Here is a 21,906-nt window from a genome sequence, read left to right as displayed (position 1 = left end):
AGAAGAAGCATGGGGCGCTGTCATGGCTGAACGGCTTTACCTTTACGACACCACCCTGCGCGACGGGCAACAGACCCAGGGGGTGCAGTTCTCGACCGCCGAGAAGCTGCGGATCGCCGAGGCGCTGGATGCGCTCGGCGTGGATTACATCGAGGGCGGCTGGCCCGGCGCCAACCCGACTGACAGCGCGTTTTTCGAAGCCGCGCCGCAGACGCGGGCGCGAATGACCGCCTTCGGCATGACCAAGCGCGCCGGCATCAGCGCCGAGAACGACGATGTTCTGGCGGCGGTGATGAATGCCGGCACCGGCAGCATTTGCCTGGTGGGCAAGAGCCACACCTATCACGTCGAGGCGGCGCTGGGCATCAGCAAGGCCGAGAACACCGAGAACATCGCCCGCTCGGTGGCGCATATCGTGGCCCAGGGGCGCGAGGCGCTGTTCGATGCCGAGCATTTCTTCGACGGCTACAAATCCGATCCCGATTATGCGCTCGAGGCCTGCCGCGCGGCGCTTGCGGCCGGGGCGCGCTGGGTGGTGCTCTGCGACACCAATGGCGGCACCCTGCCGGAAGAGATCGGACGGATCGTGGCGGAGGTGATCGCGGCGGGGATCCCGGGCGACAGGCTGGGCATCCACACCCACAACGACACCGAAACGGCGGTGGCCGGATCGCTGGCGGCGGTCATGGCCGGGGCGCGGCAGGTGCAGGGCACGCTCAACGGGCTGGGCGAGCGCTGCGGCAATGCCAATCTGACGACGCTGATCCCGACCCTGTTGCTCAAGGCGCCTTATGCCGATCTGTTCGAGATCGGCGTCGAGCGCGCGGCGCTTTCGGGTCTGGTGCGGGTCAGCCGGATGCTGGACGAGATTCTCAACCGGGTGCCGATGCGGCAGGCGGCTTATGTGGGCGCCTCGGCCTTTGCCCACAAGGCGGGCCTGCATGCCAGCGCCATCCTCAAGGATCCGGCGACCTATGAGCATATCGACCCGGAGGTGGTGGGCAATACGCGCATCATCCCGATGTCGAACCAGGCCGGGCAGTCGAACCTGCGCACGCGGCTGGCCGATGCCGGGCTGGCGGTGGAAAAGGGCGATCCGGCGCTGGGCCGCATCCTCGACCGGGTCAAAGCGCGCGAGACCGACGGCTATTCCTACGATGGCGCCCAGGCCTCCTTCGAGCTGCTGGCGCGCGAGGAGCTGGGCCAGGCGCGGCGGTTCTTCGAGCTCGACCGCTACCGGGTGACGGTGGAGCGGCGGCGCAATGCGCTGGGCAGCATCGTCAGCGCCTCGGAGGCGGTGGTGGCGGTGACCATCGACGGCGAGCAGATCCTCTCGGTCAGCGAAAGCCACGACGAGGAGGGCAACGATCGCGGGCCGGTCAATGCGCTGAGCCAGGCGCTGAAGCGGGATCTGGGCAAGTACCAGGCCTCGATCGACGACATGCATCTGGTGGATTTCAAGGTGCGGATCACCCAGGGCGGCACCGAGGCGGTGACCCGGGTGATCATCGACTGCGAGGATGGCAAGGGGCGGCGCTGGTCGACGGTCGGGGTCTCGCCCAACATCGTCGATGCCTCGATGGAGGCGCTGCTCGACGCGATCCGCTGGAAACTGATCCGCGACGCCGGCTGATGGCGGATTGGCATGCCTGCGCCGCCCTTGTCGAAAAGGGCGATCCCGACCGTTTCATGGCGGTGATGTCCTGTGACGTGGCGGCGCGGGCCCGGCTGTTTCCGCTGTTTGCCTTCAACCTCGAGGTGGCGCGGGCGCCCTGGATGACCCAGGAGCCGATGATTGCCGAGATGCGGCTGCAATGGTGGCGCGACGCCCTGGCCGAGATCGCCGCCGGCGGGCTGGTGCGGCGCCACGAGGTGGTGACGCCGCTGGCGCTGGTGCTGACGCCGGCGCAGGGCGCGTTGCTCGACGGGCTGATCGACGCGCGGCGGCAGGATATCGGGCGCGAGGGCTTTGCCAGCGAGTCGGAGTTCGAGGCCTATATCGAGGCCACCTCGGGCAACCTGCTGTATGCCGCCGCGCTTTGGTATGGTGCGCCGGATGAGGCGGCGGTGCGTGACGTCGCCTATGGCGCCGGGGTGGCGCATTACCTGGTTGCCGTGCCCGAGCTCGAGGCGCGGGGGCATCGGCCGCTGGTAGACGGGCGGCCAGAGGCGGTGCGGGCGCTGGCGGCGGCGGCGCTGGAACGGCTGCGGCGGGGGCGGGCGGCGGTGTCGCCGGCCCAGAGCGTAGCGCTGCGCAGCACCTGGCAGGCCGAGGCTCTGCTGAAACAGGTGACGGCCGATCCCGGGCGGGTGGCGCGGGGCAGCCTCGGCCTGTCGGACGCAGGCAAGCGGGCGCGGCTGATCTGGCGGGCCCTGCGCAGCGGGGTCTGAGCCTCGGGCCGCCTCAGGCCGCCTCAGGCCGCTTCGGGCCGGGGCCGCAGCATCAGCCAGAGCAGCGCGCCGCCGGCCAGCACCAGGAAGGGCACCATCGCCATGTTGACGGCCGTCCACCCGGCCTGCGGCGTGCCGCCGGAACAATTCATCAGCCCGCCCGAGGCCAGCGAGGCCACCGAGACGCCGCCAAAGACGATCAGGTCATTGAGGCCCTGCATCTTGCCGCGTTCCTCCGGCGCATGGGCGGCGGCGAGCATGGTGGTGGCGCCGATAAAGCCGAAGTTCCAGCCGAGGCCGAGCAGCACCAGCGCGACAAAGAAATTCTCGAGCGCGACGCCGGCCAGCCCGACACCACCGGCGACGGCGAGGATCACCAGCCCCAGGCCCATGATCCGTTCGACCCCGAAGCGCGCGATCAGATGGCCGGTAAAGAACGAGGGCACGAACATTGCCAGCACATGGGCGGTGACCACGTCGGCAGCGTTGTTCTTGTCAAAGCCGCAGCCGACAACCGCCAGCGGCGTCGAGGTCATCACCAGGTTCATCAGCGCATAAGACACCATGGCGCAGATCACCGCCACCGCGATGCGCGGCGTGGCGATCAGTTCGCGGCGGGACCGGCCCTTGGGGGCATCGGCTGCGGGCACCGGCGGCCGGGGGATGTCGAGGAAGAGAAACAGCAGCGCGCCCAGCAGGTTGACGGCGATCACCGTGGCATAGGTGCCGAGGAAGGGGATCACATAGGCATCGGCGGTGAGCTTGACCAGCTGCGGGCCGATCACCGCCGAGGCCAGGCCGCCGGCCATGACATAGGAGATCGCCTTGGGGCGGAAATCGTCCGAGGCGGTGTCGGCGGCGGCGAAGCGGTAGAAGCCCTGCGCCGACATGTAGATCCCGGTCAGGAAAGAGCCGAGGAGGAAGAGCGGGAAGCTCTGAAGATAAAGCGCGTAGGCACCGATCAACCCGCCGAGCGCGCCGCCAAGCGCCCCGACGAAAAACCCCGCCCGCCGGCCATAGCGCTGCATGAAGGCGGAAATCGGCGTCGCGGTGACCATCGAGCCGATCACGATCAGCGAAATCGGCAGCGTTGCAAAACAGACGTTGGAAGCCAGCGACTGCCCGGCCAGGCCGCCGATGGTAAAGATCATCGGCATCTGCGCCCCGAGGATCGCCTGGGCGAGCACAAGAACGACCACATTGCGCCGGGCACGGCTGTCGGCGGGGGTGGGAGCGGCAAGATCTGTCATGAGGCAATCGGTAAGCCGCCGCGCCGGGCGCGGCAAGCGCCGATTTCCCGGCCTTGGGTGACCCGCGTCACACATGGAAAGGAGACGCGGGATCGTCTGTGGCGGCGGCGGTCGAGATCGGGGCCGCCGGGCTGAGCATTGCCGACGAAGGCATCGGGCAAGGGAAACGGCCGTGCGACACGCCGAGCGGTAGGGGCGGCGACGCCGGCAAAAGTGCGGCGCAAGGCAAAACCCGGACGATCGCGCGGAGCGGGCTGGCCGACCTGCACAAAACTGCATCTCGGCCATCCCGGTCCTCGGCCACCTTTGACGGGCGGGTGTCCAGCGACCGGGCGGCGCGCAAATATCGGGCAGGCGGTGCGCCGCAGCTTGTGGTCGGGCCGTCCCGGGATATACCTGTGCCCGAAACGGCAGTTAATGATGAACATCGCAGGCCGCCGCGCAGGATGACCGACAGGCCAGCACGGCGCGGAACATTGCGACGGGCGGCATCCCCTGACAAGGAGAGGGCAATGAACTCTCGATTTTCCTCGGCCATGCAACGGGCGACAGAGGCCCTGCGGAGCAGCACCTTGGCCGAGGCGGCCGACAGGCTCCGCACCTCGTTTGGCGGGGTTGCGGCAGATACCGCTGGCGGCAATCCGCAGAGCGCCGAAAGCCCGCGCAAGGCGCTGGGCGAGACCCTGGCCGATATCGCCGCCCGGATGCCGGGGATCGGCATGCCGGGGCCGGAGCCCGAGGAGGCGCCGCTGTCCGAGGGCGCGCGCTTCGATGCCGGCACCTTTGCCTGTGCCGCCGGCCGTCGCGAGTACCGGGTCTATCTGCCGCGGCTGACGGGCCGGCCGCGGGGGCTGATCCTGATGCTGCATGGGTGCACCCAGACGCCGGTTGATTTCGCCATTGGCACCGGCATGAACCGGTTGGCGGATCACCACGGGCTGATCGTCGTCTATCCGGCCCAGCCGCGTTCGGCCAATGTGAATGCCTGCTGGAACTGGTTCTCCACCGACGACCAGGAGCGGGGCGCGGGCGAGCCCGCGATCCTCGCCGGGCTGACCCGCGAATTGTACGAGCGCCATGATGTACCGGCGGGCAAGGTCTTTGTCGCCGGGCTCTCGGCCGGGGCGGCGATGGCGGTGATCCTCGGGCGCAGCTATCCCGATCTCTTTGCCGCCGTGGGGGCGCATTCCGGGCTGCCGTACAAGGCCGCGAACACGGCGCATGGTGCCTTTGCCGCCATGGCCGGAAGCCCGGCGGCAATGCAGGATGCCTCCGGCCCGCCGCTGCCCACCATCGTCTTTCACGGCAGCGCCGACAGCACCGTCGCCCCGGCCAATGGCGGCCGCATCGCCAGCCAGGCCCATCCCGGCGGGGCCGAGGTGATCGATGGCGGAAATGCCGGCGGGCGCAGTTTCACCCGCACCAGCGTGCTGGCAGCCGACGGCACGCCGGCCATGGAACACTGGCAGATCGACGGTCTTGGCCATGCCTGGTCGGGCGGCGTACCGGCGGGCAGCTACACCGATGCCGAGGGGCCCGACGCGAGCGCGGAAATGCTGCGGTTCTTTCTCGGATTGCCGCGCCGGGGGGAATGATTGCCCGAACGGGGCGCCACGGGCAGAGTGCTTGACCCCGGCCGGCGAACCGGCCAATCCTCGGCCCCGGAAGGGCTGACGCGACATGCATCGATCGGGCACTGACATTCTGCTGATCGGCGGCTCTGCCGAGGCGCGGGCGCTGGCCCCCGGCTTGCGGGGAAGGGCCTCTGTGATGCTGCCCGGCCCGGAGCGGCGGGCGCATGGCTGGCCGATCCCGCTGCTGCCCGAACCGCTGGGGCAGGCGGCGCTGACCGCGCGGGTCGCGGCCGGGGTCGGGCTGATCGTCGACGCCAGCCATCCCAACGATTGGCAGAGCTCGTTCTGCGCCCACCGGGTGGCCGGGGCGCTGGGCGTCGATCTGCTGCGGCTGGAGCGGCCGGCCTGGCGGCCGGGCCGGCGCGACCGCTGGGTCCGGCTGCGCGACGAGACCGCGGCGGCGCGTCACCTGCCGCGCGGTGCGCGGGTGTTTCTGGCCACCGGCCGCGAAGGGCTGACGCGCTTTGCCGCGCTGCGCGAGGCCTATGTGTTCACCCGGCAATTGTCGGAGCATCACGATCCCTTTCCACTGCCCCGTGGCCGGTTCCTGCGCGGCGCCTCGCCGTTTTCGGTGGCCGGCGAGGTGGCGCTGTTCCGGCGGCTTCGGATCGACTGGCTGATCCTGCGCAATGCCGGCGGGCCCGGCGGCTGGCCCAAGCTCGCCGCCGCGCGGCGGCTCGGGCTGCGGGTCGGCATGATCGACCGGAAACCCCTGCCGCCGGCGCCGGTGGTGCGCGACGTGGCGGCGGCCCGGAGGAGGATTGCAGAATGGGCGAGCTAGGCCGGATCATCGAGACCGACGCCTGTGTGGCTGAGGGCGCGGATTGGCTGCGCCGCGCCGATCCGCGGTTTGCGCCGGCGCTTGACGCCTGCGGCCCGCTGCCGCTGCGCCGCCGGCCGGACGGCTTTGCGCAATTGCTGAGCGCGATCGTCAGCCAGCAGGTCTCGGTCGCCTCGGCCGCGGCAATCTGGGCGCGGTTGCAGGCGGCGGGCATGGTGACGCCGGAGGCAATCCGCGCGGTCGACGAAAGCGCCCTGCGCGATCTCGGGCTGAGCCGGCAGAAGGCGGCCTATGCCGGGGCACTGGCGGCGGCGGAGATCGACTTTGCCGCGCTGCGCCGGATGCCGGATGCGGAGGTGATCGCGACGCTGGTGGCGGTCAGGGGGATCGGCGTCTGGACGGCGGAGATCTATGCCATGTTCTCGCTCGGCCGGGCCGATGTCTTTGCCCCCGGCGACCTCGCGCTGCAAGAATCGGCGCGGCTGCTATTCGGTCTGGAGGACCGGCCGAAGGAGCGCGCGCTGCGGCAGATGGCCGAAGCCTGGTCGCCCTGGCGGTCGGTTGCGGCCCGTGCGCTCTGGGCCTACTACAGGCATGCCAAGGCAAGGGAAGGTATTCTATGACTCGTGTTCTGACGTCCGGTCGCAAGGAGCCCGCCTCGGGCGAGCTGCGGTCGGTGGTGATTTTTCTGCATGGTTACGGCGCCAACGGGGCCGACCTTCTCGGTCTGGCCGATCCGCTGAGCGAACATCTGCCCGACACGCTGTTTCTGGCGCCGGATGCGCCCGAGGCCTGCGCCGGGGCGCCGATGGGGTTTCAGTGGTTTCCGATCCCCTGGATCGACGGTTCGTCGCAGGAAGAAGCCGAGGCCGGCATGGTGCGCGCGGCGGAAGACCTCAATGCCTATCTCGACTCGGTGATGGTGGACGAGGATGTGCTGCCCGAGCAGGTGGCGCTCTTCGGGTTTTCGCAAGGCACGATGATGAGCCTGCACGTCGCGCCCCGACGCGAGGATGCGGTGGCCGGTGTGGTGGGCTTTTCCGGCCGCCTGCTGGCGCCCGAGTTGCTCGAGGACGAGGCGGTGAGCTTTCCGCCGGTGCTGCTGGTGCATGGCGACCATGACGACGTGGTGCCGCCGCAATCGCTGCCCGACGCGGCCGAGGCCTTGCAAAAGGCCGGCTTCAAGGAGGTCTTTGCCCATATCATGAAGGGCACGGCGCATGGCATCGCGCCCGACGGTTTGGGAGTGGCGCTGGCCTTTCTGCGCGACAAGTGCGGCTTTTGACGCGACGCCGCGCCTGCTGCGCGACTTAGAGGGCTTGGCCCACATTTTTTGAGGGACATTGCCCCCGGGCCTGCGGCCTCCACCCCAGAGGTGTTTCCAATCGAACGAGGTCCCGGATCGGGTCAGAACCAGAGGTGGGGTTCGGCGAATTCCACCGAGTTTCCCGCCGGGTCGCGGATGTAGAGCGAGCGGGCGCCGTTGGGCCAGTCGAACTCGGCGTCGACGGCAATGCCCTGGTCCAGGACATGCGCCCGCCAGCGGCTGATCTCATCGCGGGAAGCGCGAAAGCAGACATGGCCGGGGCCGTGGGCGCCATGGGCCGGCACCGGCATCCGGGTGTTCTGCGAGGGTTTGGCGGTTTCTTCCGGGTTGAAGACCAGCAGGATGGTCTGGCCGGCGCGAAAGAACACGTGGCGCTGCTCCAGCCGCAGCACGACCTCCATGTTCAGCACGCCGTGATAGAAGGCCTCGGCGCGGTCGAGATCCGCCGCGTAAAGCGCGGCTTCGAGAACGCCGGTGATCTTGGGGGGGATGGACATGGCGGCAGGCTACAGGATCGGCGCTGTTGCGCCAAGGGGGCGGGCCGGGCTAGACTGGCCGCATTGTCCAAGCATGGAGACCGAAACGATGGATCAGGGTTTGTATCACCGCCGCTTGATCCTCGCCGTTTCCCGGAGTCCCCATGCCTGTTCTGACATTTACCGAAACCGCCCTTGCCCGACCTGACGCCACGCCGCTGATCGCAGCCTTTTCCCTGAGCCTCGAGGCCGGGGTGACCGGGCTGGTGGGCGGCAATGGCACCGGAAAATCCAGCCTGCTGGCGGCGATTGCCGGGGCGCATCCCCACGCCGGTCATATCCATGCCAGCACGCCGCCGCGGCGTCTGGCACAGCTCGCGCCGCGCCAGGGCACGCGGGTGGCGGACCTGTTCGATGCCGCTGGCTTCGATCGGTTGCAGGCGGCGCTGGCCGGGGCGCCGGTGGATTACGATCTTGTCGACTGGACGTTGGAAGAGCGGATGGCGGCGGCGCTGGCGCAGGCCGGGGTGCCGGTCGCGCCGGCGCGGGGGCTATCCGAGCTTTCCGGCGGGCAACAACGCCGGGCGGCGCTGGCGGCGGCGTTTTTTGACGGGCCGGGGATTGTCCTGCTGGACGAGCCGACCAATGATCTCGATGCTGCGGGCCGCGCGCTGGTGGCCGAGCTTCTGGCGACGCACCGGGGGATTGCGCTGGTGGCCAGCCATGACCGGGCGCTGCTCGAGCGGGTCGACCGGATCATCGAGCTGGCGCCGGGTGGCGTACATCTCTTTGGCGGCGGCTGGAGCGCGTTTGCCGCGGCGCGCGCGGCGGCCGAGGCCCGAGCCGCGGCCGAGCTGGAGCAGGCCGGCGCCGAGGTGGCGCGGGCCCGGCGCGCAGCGCGGACGGCCGAGATGCGCGCCGCCCGGCGGGCGCGGCAGGGCCGGGCGCTGCGCGATGGCTCGCAGTCGAAGATGCTGCTCGACAAGGCCCGGGAGGGGGCCGAAGCCGCCGGCGCCGGCCAGAGCCGGCTGGCGACCCGACAGCAGGCGACGGCGGCGGCCCGGCTGGCGGCGGCACAGGCCGGCGTGGCGCGCGACCGGGCGATCAGTTTCGACCTGCCCTCGACCGGGCTGGCGGCGCAGAAGCTGGTGCTGCGCGCCCGCGACCTGGGGGTGGGGCAGGCTGGCCGGGCGCTTCTGCCGCCACTGTCCTTCGAGCTGCGCGGGCCTGAGCGGGTCCGGCTTTCCGGCGCCAACGGCAGCGGCAAGTCGACGCTGCTGCGGCAGATCGCCGGGCGATTGCCGCCGCTGTCGGGTCGGATCGAGCGCCCGGTGGATAGTGTCTACCTCGACCAGCGGCTGAGCCATCTGGGCCAAGCCGGCGACGTGCTTTCGCTGGCGCGCCGCACATTGCCGGAAATGGGCGAACAGGACTGCCGGGCGCTGCTGGCGCGGTTTCTGTTTCGCAACCGCGAGGCGCTCAAACCGCTGGCCGGGCTTTCGGGCGGCGAGCGGCTGCGGCTGGGGCTGGCGCTGACGCTGGGGCGGGCGCGGCCGCCGCAGCTGGTGCTGCTGGATGAGCCCACAAACCATCTTGACCTGGCGGCCATCGCGGCGGTGGAACGCGCGCTTGGCGAGTATGACGGCGCGCTGATCTTTGTCACCCACGACAGCGCCTTTGCCGCCGCCCTGGCCCCCGCGCGCGAGATCGCCATCGCCTCGGGCCGGGTCAGCGACAGGGGCCTGGCATGAGCGGTTGGCCGCCGGGTGAGCCGCCGTCATGCCAACGTTACCAAACTGGCCTAACCCCTAGGGCAAATCTCCATGTTTAGGCGCTTGCCTGATTGGAAACGCGAGATATAGTCGTAGTAACGAAAGCGATCCCAAGAAGCGCGGACATGAGGCATACTGGAGCGGACAAGAGGATGTGACGACCCATGGACGGTGATTTCAGGACGGATTTTGTACGCGAGCCATCGGCGCTGAAGCAATACCCGGCACTGGTGCTCAACGCGGATTACCGGCCTTTGTCGTATTATCCCCTGTCGCTCTGGCCCTGGCAGGACGCGATCAAGGCGGCCTGGCTCGACCGGGTGGATATCGTGGCCGAATATGACCACGAGGTCCGCAGTCCCTCGACCACCATCAGGATACCCAGCGTCGTTGTCCTGAAAGACTATGTAAAACCTCAAAAGCGCGTGGCCTTCACGCGCTTTAATCTTTTTCTGAGGGATGAATTCCGCTGCCAGTACTGCGGCACCAAGCGCGAGCTGACCTTTGACCATGTGGTGCCGCGCGCCGCAGGCGGGGTGACCTCGTGGCAGAACGTGGTCGCCGCCTGCGCGCCCTGCAATCTCAAGAAGGGTTCGAAGTCGCTGGCCCGCGCCGGCATGTCGCTGCGCAAGCCGCCGCGCCAGCCCGGCGCCGAAGAGTTGCGCAACATGGGCCGCAAGTTCCCGCCCAACCATCTGCATGAAAGCTGGGTCGATTTTCTCTACTGGGATGCCGAGCTCGAAGCCTGAGCGTCTGTACCTGTCGCTTGCCGGGCAACGGTGGGGGCGTGCGGCGGCCGTCCCTGTTCAGGCCAGAAGGCCCATCACCCGGAGCGAGATCGCCAGGATCGCGCCGCCGGCGAGCAGTTCGATCATCGGCAGCACCAGGGCCGCGCGGCGGGTGTCGGCCAGCGACAGCAGGGTGCTGTCGCGGGCGACGACGCTGATCGTGGCCACCAGGATCGACAGCGCGGCGGTGCCCAGCGACATCGCCAGGGCGCCGAGAATGCCGGTGGTGAGGATGTCCATGTGCCAGCTCAGCACCAGCAGCAGGATCGCGCCCGAACAGGGGCGCGCGGCGATGCCGGCGATCAGCACCAGGGCGTCGCGCAGCCCGCCGGCACGGCGCAGCTCTTCCGGCGTCGGCCCATGGCGATGGGTGCAGCCGTGGTGGGCATGAGCCTGATCGCGACGCAGCCGCCAGAGCTTGCGCGCGCCGCGCAGCGCCAGCCAGCCGCCGATCAGGCCGATCGCCAGGGTGCTCAGCGGCAGCATGACCTTTTCGGCGGTGTCGGTGAGCTGGCTGCGGGTCCAGTCGAGCAGGAACAGACCGGAGAGCACCAGCACGATGGCGCTCAGCGCCTGGCCCAGCGACGACAGCAGCGAAATCACCGTGAGCCGGCCCAGCGGCACGCGGTGCGACAGCCCGTAGCCGCCGATCAGCAGCTTGCCATGGCCGGGGCCGACGGCGTGAAAGAAGCCATAGGCAAAGCAGACCCCGACCAGCGCCAGCACCGCGCCGGGCTCTTCGGCGCGCAGCGCGCGCAGGGCGCCGGCCAGGGCGTTCTGGAACTCGCGCTGGCCCTCGGCGGCCCAGCGCACGAGGGCATCGTCATGGCCCTGCATCACGGCCCAGGTGGCGCCTGCCACCAGCAGCAGGGGAAAGATCAGGAGGGTGCGTTGCATGTAATCTCGAAACTGTCTGCAAAGAGGATGCCGATGTCGGGCAGGTCGACCACCTGGAAGGGATCGTCGCTGGCGTCCACCGCCGCGAGCTGATCGCCGTATTCCTTCATCGCCGCATCGCGCGAGGCGACGTTGCGGGTCAGGCTGCAATCGTCACGACCCTGGCTGCCCGGGGTCTCGGGCACGTCATAGGCGACAAAATAGGTTGGGTCATAGGACCGGGCCACCAGCGGCGCGGCGTCGATCTCGAAACGCGCCACCAGCGGCCGCAGGTGCGACGTGATGATCCGCCCGTCCTCATAACGCACGCGGTGCTCCTCGGGCGGGCCAAGTGCCAGCGGCGTGCCGGCGGCGTCGAGGGTGAAATGGCCCGGAAAGCCCGCTTCCCAATCGACGTCCTGGCCGGCAAAGGCGTCGAGCCTGGCCTGTTCCGGGGTGCCGTCGCCATCGGCGTCGAGACCGTTTTCCTCGATCATCAGCAGCGAATAGAAATCGTCGTAGGCCCAGTCGATACGCACCGCCGCAAGCTTGCCGTCGGTGTCGAAGACCAGGTCGAAATCGGTGTCGATATAGATATGCGGATGCGCGCCAAGCGGGCTGGCGAGCGCCAGTCCCAGGGCAGCGGCGGTGAGCAACGCGGTGGGTTTCATGCAGCGGTCCTAGCTCTGCCCGGCCTGTCGGGCAACGACTGTCAACGCGGTGGGCGGTCCACCGCCGTCACGGCTTGAGCGGATAGCGGTCGGGCTCTTCGAAGACGTCGATCACCCGGGTGCCGGCCTTGATCCGGGCGCCATGTTCGACGCCTGCGGCGATGGAATAACTGTCGCCGGGGCGATAGATGCGGGTTTCGCCGCCGATGGTCAGTTCGATCTCGCCTTCGACGACGCTGCCCCATTGTGCCTTGTGGGCATGGAGAGGCAGGTCCATGTCCTTCAGGAAGGTGAAAAACACCACCAGCCTGTCATTCGACCGGACGGTGGCGCTTTGCACCACATCCTCTGGATAGGGCAGGTCAAGTCCGGGCTGGCTGGTAATGAAATCGGGAAAGGTCATCCGGTCATCCTTTGCGGCCTCGGGCGCGGTTTCGCCGGAAGCGGCCGGCGGAACGGAAAAGCCCCGCACGCGGCGGGACTTTCATTCGGTACGGGTCGACGCGAGGCCGGGCTTATTGGCCGGCGGGGCGCTGCTGCTGCTCTTGCGGCTGTTGCGCCGGTGCCTTGCCCTTGGCGTTCAGCGGGTCGTCCTGGCGCTGCACCGAGCCTTCGAAATGCGCGCCGCTCTCGATCGCGATGGTCTTGTGGATGATGTCGCCTTCGACCCGCGCGGTGGCGGTCAGGCGCACCTTGAGGCCGCGCACCCGGCCGACGATGCGGCCATTGACGACGACGTCATCCGCGACGCATTCGCCCTTGATGGTGGCGGTTTCGCCGATGGTCAGCAGGTGGGCACGAATATCGCCCTCGACGGTGCCCTCGACCTGAATGTCGCCGGTGGTCTTCATGTTGCCGACCACGTGCAGATCGGCCGACAGGACCGACGCCGGCGGCTTGGTCTTGGGCGCGGAGGAGGGCTTGTATTCGGACTGTGGAGGCATTGTGGGCTTCTTCTGTTCTGCGGCCGCAGGCTTTGCAGCGTCGTCGGCCTTGGGGCCGGGCTCATTGATTTTGCTTTTAGAAAACATCTTTCGCAGCCTTCAGATAAATCATTGGATTGACGGCTTTGCCGCCAACACGGACCTCATAGTGCAGATGCGTGCCGGTGGAGCGTCCTGTGTTTCCCATATCACCGATGCGATCACCGCGCGAGACCCTTTGGCCCTTCTTCACGCGGATTTTCGACATATGCGCATAGCGTGTCTCGATGCCGAATTCATGCTGGATCTTGACCAGCTTGCCATAGCCCGACTGCCAGCCGGCATGGACCACGATGCCATCGGCGGTGGAATAGATCGGGGTGCCGTGGGCGCTGGCGAAATCGGCACCGGCGTGCAGCCGGCCCCAACGATAGCCGAAGCCGCTGGTGAAGCGATAGGAATCCTTCAGCGGGTTGGCAAAAGGCGCCTTGGCAGCGGCGATGCGATAGAGGTTGAGCCGATCCATCTGGTTGAGGATGCGGTTGGCGCGCTTGCTGTCTTCGGTGAGCTCGCCGCCCTTGGTGGAAAAGCTCAGCGGCATCAGCGGACCGCCCTGGCCGGAATAGCCGGCCCGCACCTTGTCGAGGATGTTGTCGGGGTTCATGCCGGCGGCCTTGAACATCTTGTCGAGCGGGGTGACCGAGATCGTCATCGCCTCTTCGAGCTGGCGGAAGATGGCGTCGTTCTTCTCTTCCATGCTGCGCAGTTCGGTGGCCATGGCGTCGGCGGCAATCAACGCCTGCTGGGCGTCGGCCACCACGCGGTCGCGTTCCTGCGCGGTGCGTTCCAGCGCATTGGCGAGCAGGTCGACGGTTTCGCTGTCGGCCATGTCGGAATGGCCGGGCATCGGGCCGCCGTTTTCCATCGCGTCCTGAAGCGCGGCGAATTTGGTTTCCACCGCCCGTTTGTCGGACATCACGTTGCGCAGGGTGGTCTGGACGACTTCGATGCCGGTTTCCAGCTCACGCCGGCGGATTTCCGAGCCGAGCAGTTCGCTCTGCATCAGCGAGATCCGTTCGAGCGCCGAGTTGAAGCGCTCCTGCGCGGCCAGCGCGTCCGAGGCGCGGGCGTCGCGTTCCTGGCTGAGCGAATTGAGACGGGACATATAGGTCTGCTGGTCGCGGCGGGCCTGTTCGCGGAAGTTTCCGGCGCCGATCGAATCCATCAGCAGGATGGCGGTGGCGATGATCGACCAGGCGATGACCAGCGCCGAGCCGGTGAAGGCGATGAACTGGGTTTCGGATTTCAGACGGATGAAGCGGGTGTCGGTGTCCGATCGCAGGAACAGACGGCGTTCCGGGAAGTATCTCTCTAGGATCGCATGAATTCTGATTGCTAGCCGTGTCCGCACCGCAGCCGTCCCTTATCTTGTTCGTCCAGTCCAAGGGTGCCTGTCCCCGGCACTTTGCCCCTCAGGCTTCCTTAACCAGAGCTTTACACACGCGCAAGTTTGCAAGCCGCGCGATTCGGCAAAGCGGCGCTCAAACCCGGCAATGGGCGAATATTCGCCGATATCGGAAGGGGTTGCGTAAGGTAAGCGCTTTCGGTCTTGCCGACCGGGCGCCGCGGGCTAGGCAGCGCCCTCGGCGGTCAGTGGCCAGTAGAAATCCGGCGGAAGACCGGCTTCGGCGCGTTTTTCCTCGTTGAAAGGCGGTTTGAGCGGGCCTTTGAAATATTTTGTGACCAGCTCGTGGAACACGTCTTTCGGGTCGAGATTGTGCCGCCCGCAGAGAAAGTGGAACCACTTCGAGCCATAGGCCACATGCGCCACTTCTTCGCTGTAGATCACCTCCAGCGCCTCGACCGCCCGGGTCGCGCCGGCCTTGCGGAAGATCTCGATCATGCCCGGCGTCACGTCGAGCCCGCGCGCCTCGAGCACCATCGGCACCACGGCCAGCCGCCCGAGAATGTCACCCGCGGTATCCTCGGCGGCGCGCCACATGCCGGCATGGGCCGGCAGCGCACCATAGAAACTGCCTTCGGCCTCGAGGCAGTCGCACATCAGGTTGAAATGCTTGGATTCGTCGTCCGCCGCCCGCACCCAGTCATCGTAGAAGCCGGGCGGAAAGTCGGTATCTATAAAGCGGGCAATGATATCCCAGTGCAGATCGACGGCATTGAGTTCGATATGTGCAACCGCATGCAGCAGGGCGATACGCCCCGCCGGGCTGCCGGGCTTGCGTTTCGGCACGTCGCGCGGCGACAGGAGTTCGGGCTGTTCGGGCCGTGCCGGGCGCTGCGGCGGCGCGGCGCGGCCGACCGGCAGCGGCCGGCCTTCAGCGCGCGCCGCCAGCCAGGTTACGGCATGGGCGCGCGACAGCCGGGTCTTTTCGCGGCCATCGGCGGTGATCAGCACCTCGGTGGCCATCTCCGCGAGGCTGCGGCTCATAGGGCGCGCACCGCGTCCAGCACCTCTTCGGCATGGCCATCGACCTTGACCTTGCGCCATTCGCGGGCCAGCCGGCCCTCGCCATCGATCAGGAAGGTCGAACGCACGATGCCCATGAAGGTCTTGCCGTACATCTTCTTTTCCTGCCAGACGCCGAAAATCTCGGCGATATCCGTAGCTTCGTCCGACAGAAGCGGTACAGTCAGATCATGTTTCGCAACGAACTTGTCGTGACTTTGGACCGAATCCTTGGAAATCCCGAAGACCTGCGCCCCGGCCGCCTCGAAGTCGGCGCGCAGGGCGGAAAAGGCGATCGCCTCCTTGGTGCAGCCCGAAGTCAGATCGCGGGGGTAGAAAAACAGCACCACCGGCGCGGGCCGCAGCGCGCCGAGGTTCACAGTTTCGCCGCCATCGCGTGGCAGGGTGATCTCCGGCACGATTTCGCCGGTTTGAAGGACGCCTGTGGTCATATGCTCCGCTTTCCCTTGGTTGCCGGGCCTTCACCCAATATTAGGGCCGGGCAGGCCAGAAAAACACAGGCTTGTCAATTCTCGGGAGGCGGCCCCAGCCGGTGAGCAGCGAACAGGACGATACGACCCCGCAACAGACCGGCCCCGATCAGGGGGCGAGAGCGGTTCGGCGGTGCGGTCCCCGCAAGCGGGCGATTGTGGCGCGTGCCGCGCTCTGGATGGTGTTCTGGGTCGCATTGCTGACCGGGTCGCTGGTCTGGGGCGGCGTGGCGCTGCTGGGCAAGCCGCTGAACGCGCCCGACTGGCTGCGCGCCGAGATCGAGGCGCGTCTCGCACGGCAGATGCCGGGGTACGAGCTGAGCTTCAGCGAGATGACGCTATACGTGCAATCCGACCTGCGCCCCGAAATCGCGCTCGAGGATGTGGAGCTGCGCCAGGCCGAAACCGGGCGGCTGCTGCTCGAACTGTCGCATGCCGACATCAAGATCGCCCGGCGGGCGATATTCGAAGGCCGGTTGCAGCCGCGCAGCGTGTCGGTCGCCGGGGTGTTCCTGCGGTTGCGGCGCGGCGCCGACGGGGCGCTCGACCTGGCCTTTGGCGACGGTCTGGGCGAGGCCGGGATCGGGCTCAACGGGTTGATCGAGAAGATCGACGACTTTGTCTATCAGCCGCAGTTCGCCGCCCTGCGGGAGATCGAGATCAACGCCGTCACCCTGCAATTTCAGGACGCCCGCGCGCGCCGCAGCTGGACGGTGGACGGCGGCCGGCTGGCGCTGTCGCGCGAAAGCGAGATCTTGCAGATGCGGGGCGATTTCGCGCTGCTCAGCGGCCGCTCCTACGCCGCCACGCTCGAGGTATTCGGCGAAAGCGCGATCGGTTCCAACGCGGTCAGCCTCGGGGTCAGCGTCACCGATGTGGCCTCGGGCGACATTGCCAGCCAGAGCGCGGCGCTGGCCTGGCTCGGCGTGCTTCGGGCGCCGATCTCGGGGTCGCTGCGGACCTCGTTTCACGAAGACGGCCGGCTTGGCCCGCTCAGCGCGACGCTCAGCATCGGCGAAGGCGTGGTCCAGCCCAGCGATGCCACCCGGCCGATCCCCTTTACCTCGGCCCGGTCCTATTTCACCTATGATCCCGCCGAAGAGACCCTGCGCTTTAACGAGATCGCGGTGGTCAGCGACTGGATCAACGCCACCGGCGACGGCAGCGCGGTGCTCGAGGGGACCGCCAGCGGCCTGCCGTCTTCCTTGCAGGGGCAGGTCAGCCTCGCCGGGATCAGCGCCAATCCGGTGGGCCTGTACGATGCGCCGCAGACGCTGACCTCGGCGGCACTCGATTTCCATCTGGCGCTCGATCCCTTCGTGTTGCGCATCGGCCGGCTGGCTCTGTCCGACACCGGCCAGACCCTGCGCGCGCGGGGCCGGGTCGAGGCGGCGCCGGAGGGCTGGGACATCTCGGTCATGGGCCAGCTCGACGAAATCGCGCCGGACCGGCTGTTGGGGCTCTGGCCCGCCGGTTTCAAGCCCAAGACCCGCGACTGGGTTGCCACCAATGTGCTGGACGGCCGGTTGCGCAACATGGCGGTGCGGCTGCGCGCCTATCCCGACGGCGCGGCGCCCGATCTCTTTGTCAGCGCCGAGGTCGCCGAGGCGCGGGTGCGCTTCATGAAGACCCTGCCGCCGGTCACCGATGCATCGGGTCTGTTGCAGTTCGAAAACAACCGGCTGGCGGTCAGCGTCGACAGCGGCAGCCTGACCGCGAAGGAGGGCGGGGCGCTGGATGTGGCCGGGACGGTCTTTACCATTCCCGATGTCCGGGTGCGGCGCGGCCCGGCGCAGGTGCAGCTCAAGGCCGCCGGGCCGGTGCATGCGGCGCTCTGGGTGCTGAACCAGGAACCGATGCGCGCGCTGGACAAGGCCGGCCGGCCGGTCGATCTCGCCCACGGCCGGGTGCAGGCGTCGGGGCAGATCGAATTCCCGCTGAAGAAAAAGCCCGCGCCGGGCGAGGTGAGCTTTGCGGTCGCGGGACGGGGGTTCGGCGTTTCGAGCCGGCAGATCGTGCCCGGAAAGCCGCTTGCCGCCAAGGCGCTGAGCTTTACCGCCAGCAACCGGCACCTGCGGATCGAAGGCGCCGGCACCCTGGCCGGCGTGCCGTTTGACGGCAGCTGGGAAACCGGGTTGGGGCCGGGGGCGGCGGAAGCGGGATCGCAGGTGGTGGCGGATGTGACCCTGTCGCAAGAGACGCTCGACACGTTCAATATCACCCTGCCACCCGGCTCGGTCTCGGGACAGGGCCAGGGGCGGCTGGAACTGGCGCTGGCCAAGGGCAGGCCGCCGGAATTTTCCCTGACCTCCGATCTTGCCGGGCTGGGGCTGCGGCTCGATGCCATCGGCTGGTCGATGGGACAGGCGCGCACCGGCACGCTGGCCATCGACGGTGTGCTTGGAAAACCGGTGCGGGTCGATTCGCTGGCACTGAGCGGCCCCGGGCTCGACCTCGAGGGCCGGCTGACCCTACGCGAGAGCGGCGGGTTGCAGTCGCTGGCGATCACCCGGCTGCGCGCCGGCAGCTGGCTTGACGCGCCGGTGACGCTGACCGGGCGGGGGCGCGGCAGCGCCCCGGCGGTGCAGGTTTCGGGCGGCCGGATCGACATGCGCAACGCGCCCTTCACCTCGACCAGCGGCAGCGGTGGCGGCACATCCGCGCGCGGCGGCGCGGCACCGGGGCCGCTCACCCTGGCGCCCGACCGGCTGCAATTGACCGATGGCATCGTGCTCACCGATTTTCGCGGCGATTTCGCGTTGAGCGGCGGGATGAAGGGCAATTTCACCGCGCGGCTCAATGGCGGTGTGCCGGTACGCGGCAGCGTCAGCCCGACCGGCAAGGGCAGCCGTTTCGTGATCAAATCGGAGGATGCCGGTGCGGTGCTGCGCGATGCCGGACTGCTCAAGAACATGCATGGCGGCACCTTCCACCTCAAGCTGTTGCCCACCGGCGCCGCCGGCACTTTCGACGGCGAGCTCGACATTCGCGACACCCGCATCCGCAATGCCCCGGTGATGGCCGATCTGCTGAACGCGATCTCGGTGATCGGCCTGCTCGAGCAATTGGGCGGCCAGGGGATTTCCTTTCCCGAGGTCGAGGCGCGATTCCGGCTGACGCCGAAACAGGTGATCCTAACCCGGTCGAGCGCGGTCGGCCCGTCGATGGGGATCAGCCTGGACGGCTATTACGATCTGGCGAGCCAGACGATGGACATGCAGGGGGTGTTGTCGCCGATCTATGTGGTCAATTTCGTCGGTCAGCTGTTTTCGCGCAAGGGCGAGGGGCTGTTCGGCTTCAACTTCAACCTGCGCGGCAAGGCCAGCGCGCCGAAGATCTCGGTCAACCCGCTGTCGGCGCTGACACCCGGCATGTTCCGCGAGATCTTCCGCCGGCCACCGCCGAAGGTGCCGGGGTAGCGCGCGGGCCTTCCCGCCAGATCGGCGGCGCGGAAACAAAAACGCCCCCGCAGAACTCTGCGAGGGCGCCGGACGGGCCTTTACCGCCCGCTCATTCCCATTCGATCGTTCCCGGCGGTTTCGACGTCACATCATAGGTCACCCGGTTGATTCCCTTGACCTCGTTGATGATCCGGGTCGCGGTTTCGCCCAGGAAATCATGGCTGAACGGATAGTAATCCGCCGTCATCCCGTCGACCGAGGTCACGGCGCGCAGCGCACAGGCGAAATCATAGGTGCGGCCGTCGCCCATCACGCCCACGGTGCGCACCGGCAGGATCGCGACAAAGGCCTGCCAGATCTCGTCATAAAGCCCGTGCTTGCGGATCTGGTCGATATAGACGGCATCGGCCTTGCGCAGGATCTCGAGCTTTTCGCGGGTGATCTCGCCGGGGCAACGGATGGCGAGGCCCGGGCCGGGGAAGGGATGGCGGCCGATAAAGGAGGCCGGCAGACCCAGCTCGTGGCCCAGCGCGCGCACCTCGTCCTTGAAGAGTTCGCGCAGCGGCTCGACCAGCTTCAGCCCCATTTTCTCGGGCAACCCGCCGACGTTGTGGTGCGACTTGATCGTCACCGAGGGGCCGCCGGAAAACGACACCGATTCGATCACGTCGGGATAGAGCGTGCCCTGCGCCAGGAACTCGGCGCCCTCGATCTCGCCGGCGTATTTCTGGAACACGTCGATGAACAGCTTGCCGATGATCTTGCGCTTGGTCTCGGGGTCGCTCTGGCCCTCCAGCTCGCCCAGGAACAGCTCGGATTCATCGGCGTGGATCAGCGGAATGTTGTAGTTGTCGCGGAACATCGTCACGACTTCCTCGGCCTCGTTCTGCCGCAGCAGGCCGTGATCGACAAAGACGCAGGTGAGCTGATCGCCGATCGCCTCGTGGATCAGCACCGCCGCGACCGAGCTGTCGACGCCGCCGGACAACCCGCAGATCACCTGTTTGTCGCCGACCTGTTCGCGAATCTTGCGGATCGCCTCCTCGCGATAGGCGTCCATGGTCCAGTCGCCCTCGAAGCCGGCATCGCGCACGAAATTCTCGTAGAGCGTCTTGCCGTTGGGGGTATGGTGCACCTCGGGGTGGAACTGCACGGCATAGAACCGCCGCTCGAGATCGGCGGTGATGGCAAAGGGCGCGCCGGGCGAAGTGCCGTAGACGGCGAAACCGGGTGCGATTTTAGAGACATGGTCGCCGTGGCTCATCCAGACCTGCTCGCGGCCCGAGCCATCCATGAACCAGCCGGTGAGCAGATCGGGGCGGGTCTCTGCCGGGGTCACCCAGGCGCGGCCGAACTCGGCCGTGGCATGTTCGCCGGCTTCGACCTTGCCGCCCAGATCCTGCATCATGACCTGCTGGCCGTAACAGATGCCCAGGATCGGCACGCCCAGCCCATAGACCGATTTTGGCGGCCGGGGCGAGCCGTCGCGCATCACCGAATCCGGCCCGCCGGAAAAGATCACGGCCTTGGGCGCGAATTCGGCCAGAAAGGCGTCGGTCACGTTCTGGTAGGGGTGGATTTCGCAATAGACGTTGAGCTCGCGCAGGCGGCGCGCAATGAGCTGCGTTACCTGGCTGCCGAAGTCGATGATCAGAAGGCGGTCATGGGTGTCCTGGGTCATGACAGGGCTTTAGGCGCGCGCGGGGGAGAGGGCAAGAGTGTCAATGCGTTTTGCCGGGGGATCCTCCGCCGGGTATCCGCCCCGCGCGCCCCGGACTAGATCCGGGGGCTCCCGGTGAGCGGCCGCGCTGGACCCAAAGGTTATCCCGGGACGCGAGGTCCCGGAGCGGGGTCCGGGACGGTCATCCCATGCTGTCGGATCGGGGCCGGCCGCTCCGGCGGTGTTTCGCGGCGTCTTTCTGATAGGACCAATAGGCGATGCCGGTCCAGACCGTGACATAGAGGAACCCGCCGAGAAACAGCAGCTCGCCCGGGATCGGCCCGACATTGGCACGGTCGACCGCCTGGGCCCAGCTTTGCACCGGGGTCGGATGCACCGCGATCTTGCCGGCAAAGGCCAGGGTCTGGATCAGCAGGATCCACAGGTAATTGCTGCGGATGCGTCGCCCGACCGAGATGAAGAAGCCGACATGATAGCGCGGACGCAGGTAGTCCTCGGCCAGGGTCTGTTGCCATTGATCCTCGAGATGCAGATCGCCGTCATGCAGCATCGGCGCATAGAAATGGGTCTCGAGCCAGCGGCAGCGCGCCCGCCAGACGTTGAAATAGCGATAGCGCCGCGCCTCGAGCATCAGGAACAGCAGGATCAGCACGCCGACCAGCACCAGCGGCAAGGGCGAGGCCTCGGGCGAGGAGAAGGAAATCGACAATGCCACCCCCAGCGTTACCACCGACCAGTTGGTCGTGGTGTCGAGCCGCGTGCGCCAGATCGTGCTGCGATAGACCTCGCCACGGTAGAGGTGCGCCACCGCCGTGATTTCCGGCGATGTCAGTGTCTTGCGTTCGTCGCGCTCCGTGCGGGCTTCGGTCTGGGTCGTCATTGCGCCACCGTTTCTGCCCGCTCCCCGCCTCCATCATGCACATCCCCGCGCCCCGGGTCAAAGGATCCGATTGGCCGTTGACCTTTGGGCGCGCTTC

General features: G+C 67.8%; 20 protein-coding genes. 9 read left to right on the top strand and 11 right to left on the bottom strand.

All coding sequences use genetic code 11. From position 1 onward, the window contains the following. Positions 1-22: 22 nt before the first annotated feature. Both cimA and BMW90_RS03460 read left to right on the top strand, forming a co-directional pair. A complete protein-coding gene (gene cimA, locus BMW90_RS03465; protein WP_074834992.1) occupies positions 23-1,633 on the top strand; it encodes a citramalate synthase in 1,611 nt (536 codons plus the stop codon). Continuing rightward, entirely contained in the window at positions 1,633-2,391 is a 759-nt protein-coding gene (locus BMW90_RS03460) for a squalene/phytoene synthase family protein (RefSeq protein WP_074834990.1), read from the top strand. The genes cimA and BMW90_RS03460 overlap by 1 nt, the downstream gene beginning before the upstream one ends. Before the next feature lie 23 nt (positions 2,392-2,414). Here BMW90_RS03460 and BMW90_RS03455 read toward each other — a convergent pair whose 3' ends face one another. Next, positions 2,415-3,641, bottom strand: coding sequence for an MFS transporter (locus BMW90_RS03455; RefSeq protein WP_074835423.1), 1,227 nt, complete (start codon positions 3,639-3,641; stop codon positions 2,415-2,417). Between the two features lie 512 nt (positions 3,642-4,153). Between BMW90_RS03455 and BMW90_RS03450 the strand changes: the two genes are divergently transcribed. The 4 genes from BMW90_RS03450 to BMW90_RS03435 all read left to right on the top strand — a co-directional run bounded on the left by BMW90_RS03450 (position 4,154) and on the right by BMW90_RS03435 (position 7,341). Continuing rightward, entirely contained in the window at positions 4,154-5,236 is a 1,083-nt protein-coding gene (locus BMW90_RS03450; protein WP_074834988.1) for an extracellular catalytic domain type 1 short-chain-length polyhydroxyalkanoate depolymerase, read from the top strand. Positions 5,237-5,321: 85 nt separating this feature from the next. Continuing rightward, entirely contained in the window at positions 5,322-6,056 is a 735-nt protein-coding gene (locus BMW90_RS03445) for a precorrin-6A/cobalt-precorrin-6A reductase (protein WP_074834987.1), read from the top strand. Further along, a complete protein-coding gene (locus BMW90_RS03440) occupies positions 6,044-6,679 on the top strand; it encodes a DNA-3-methyladenine glycosylase family protein (RefSeq protein ID WP_074834985.1) in 636 nt (211 codons plus the stop codon). The genes BMW90_RS03445 and BMW90_RS03440 overlap by 13 nt, the downstream gene beginning before the upstream one ends. After that, positions 6,676-7,341: an alpha/beta hydrolase gene (locus BMW90_RS03435; RefSeq protein WP_074834984.1), complete on the top strand. Its 666-nt coding sequence runs from the start codon at positions 6,676-6,678 to the stop codon at positions 7,339-7,341. Before BMW90_RS03440 ends, BMW90_RS03435 begins: the two co-directional genes overlap by 4 nt. Before the next feature lie 122 nt (positions 7,342-7,463). Here BMW90_RS03435 and BMW90_RS03430 read toward each other — a convergent pair whose 3' ends face one another. Further along, on the bottom strand, positions 7,464-7,880 hold the full coding sequence (locus BMW90_RS03430; protein ID WP_074834982.1) for a VOC family protein: 417 nt from the start codon (positions 7,878-7,880) through the stop codon (positions 7,464-7,466). A gap of 143 nt (positions 7,881-8,023) precedes the next feature. Here BMW90_RS03430 and BMW90_RS03425 point away from each other — a divergent pair, with 143 nt between their 5' ends. Together BMW90_RS03425 and BMW90_RS03420 are read left to right on the top strand one after the other, a co-directional pair. Next, on the top strand, positions 8,024-9,610 hold the full coding sequence (locus tag BMW90_RS03425; protein WP_074834981.1) for an ATP-binding cassette domain-containing protein: 1,587 nt from the start codon (positions 8,024-8,026) through the stop codon (positions 9,608-9,610). Between the two features lie 185 nt (positions 9,611-9,795). Further along, on the top strand, positions 9,796-10,380 hold the full coding sequence (locus tag BMW90_RS03420) for an HNH endonuclease (RefSeq protein ID WP_048531187.1): 585 nt from the start codon (positions 9,796-9,798) through the stop codon (positions 10,378-10,380). A 57-nt stretch (positions 10,381-10,437) separates the two neighbouring features. On the opposite strand, the gene BMW90_RS03415 is transcribed toward BMW90_RS03420, so the two are convergent. The 7 genes from BMW90_RS03415 to BMW90_RS03385 all read right to left on the bottom strand — a co-directional run bounded on the left by BMW90_RS03415 (position 10,438) and on the right by BMW90_RS03385 (position 15,808). Next, positions 10,438-11,316 carry a nickel/cobalt transporter gene (locus tag BMW90_RS03415; RefSeq protein ID WP_074834979.1) on the bottom strand — a complete coding sequence of 293 codons (879 nt, stop codon included), beginning with the start codon at positions 11,314-11,316 and terminating at the stop codon, positions 10,438-10,440. After that, positions 11,298-11,966: a DUF1007 family protein gene (locus tag BMW90_RS03410; protein WP_048531190.1), complete on the bottom strand. Its 669-nt coding sequence runs from the start codon at positions 11,964-11,966 to the stop codon at positions 11,298-11,300. Before BMW90_RS03410 ends, BMW90_RS03415 begins: the two co-directional genes overlap by 19 nt. A gap of 67 nt (positions 11,967-12,033) precedes the next feature. Further along, positions 12,034-12,369, bottom strand: a complete 336-nt coding sequence (locus BMW90_RS03405) for a cupin domain-containing protein (protein ID WP_074835422.1) — start codon at positions 12,367-12,369, stop codon at positions 12,034-12,036. A gap of 112 nt (positions 12,370-12,481) precedes the next feature. Then, positions 12,482-12,997: a bactofilin family protein gene (locus BMW90_RS03400; RefSeq protein ID WP_074834978.1), complete on the bottom strand. Its 516-nt coding sequence runs from the start codon at positions 12,995-12,997 to the stop codon at positions 12,482-12,484. Beyond that, positions 12,987-14,300: a M23 family metallopeptidase gene (locus tag BMW90_RS03395; RefSeq protein ID WP_048531194.1), complete on the bottom strand. Its 1,314-nt coding sequence runs from the start codon at positions 14,298-14,300 to the stop codon at positions 12,987-12,989. The genes BMW90_RS03400 and BMW90_RS03395 overlap by 11 nt, the downstream gene beginning before the upstream one ends. A 219-nt stretch (positions 14,301-14,519) precedes the next feature. Then, entirely contained in the window at positions 14,520-15,338 is an 819-nt protein-coding gene (locus BMW90_RS03390) for a ferritin-like domain-containing protein (protein WP_074834976.1), read from the bottom strand. Then, positions 15,335-15,808 (bottom strand): peroxiredoxin, encoded by a 474-nt coding sequence (locus BMW90_RS03385; RefSeq protein WP_048531198.1) that lies wholly within the window; start codon positions 15,806-15,808, stop codon positions 15,335-15,337. The genes BMW90_RS03390 and BMW90_RS03385 overlap by 4 nt, the downstream gene beginning before the upstream one ends. Positions 15,809-16,005: 197 nt before the next feature. On the opposite strand from BMW90_RS03385, the gene BMW90_RS03380 reads away from it, so the two are divergent. Then, complete coding sequence (locus BMW90_RS03380; RefSeq protein ID WP_083415934.1) at positions 16,006-19,266, top strand: YhdP family protein; 3,261 nt, start codon at positions 16,006-16,008, stop codon at positions 19,264-19,266. 91 nt (positions 19,267-19,357) lie between these two features. Here BMW90_RS03380 and guaA read toward each other — a convergent pair whose 3' ends face one another. Then, entirely contained in the window at positions 19,358-20,929 is a 1,572-nt protein-coding gene (gene guaA, locus BMW90_RS03375; protein ID WP_074834973.1) for a glutamine-hydrolyzing GMP synthase, read from the bottom strand. Between the two features lie 181 nt (positions 20,930-21,110). Beyond that, positions 21,111-21,809 carry a DUF2270 domain-containing protein gene (locus BMW90_RS03370; RefSeq protein WP_048531204.1) on the bottom strand — a complete coding sequence of 233 codons (699 nt, stop codon included), beginning with the start codon at positions 21,807-21,809 and terminating at the stop codon, positions 21,111-21,113. Positions 21,810-21,906 lie beyond the last annotated feature (97 nt).

It is taken from the genome of Marinovum algicola (genome assembly GCF_900109145.1).
Taxonomy (GTDB): domain Bacteria; phylum Pseudomonadota; class Alphaproteobacteria; order Rhodobacterales; family Rhodobacteraceae; genus Marinovum; species Marinovum algicola.
Note: the sequence above shows the minus strand (reverse complement) of the source record. Positions and strands in the feature narration are given on the sequence as shown.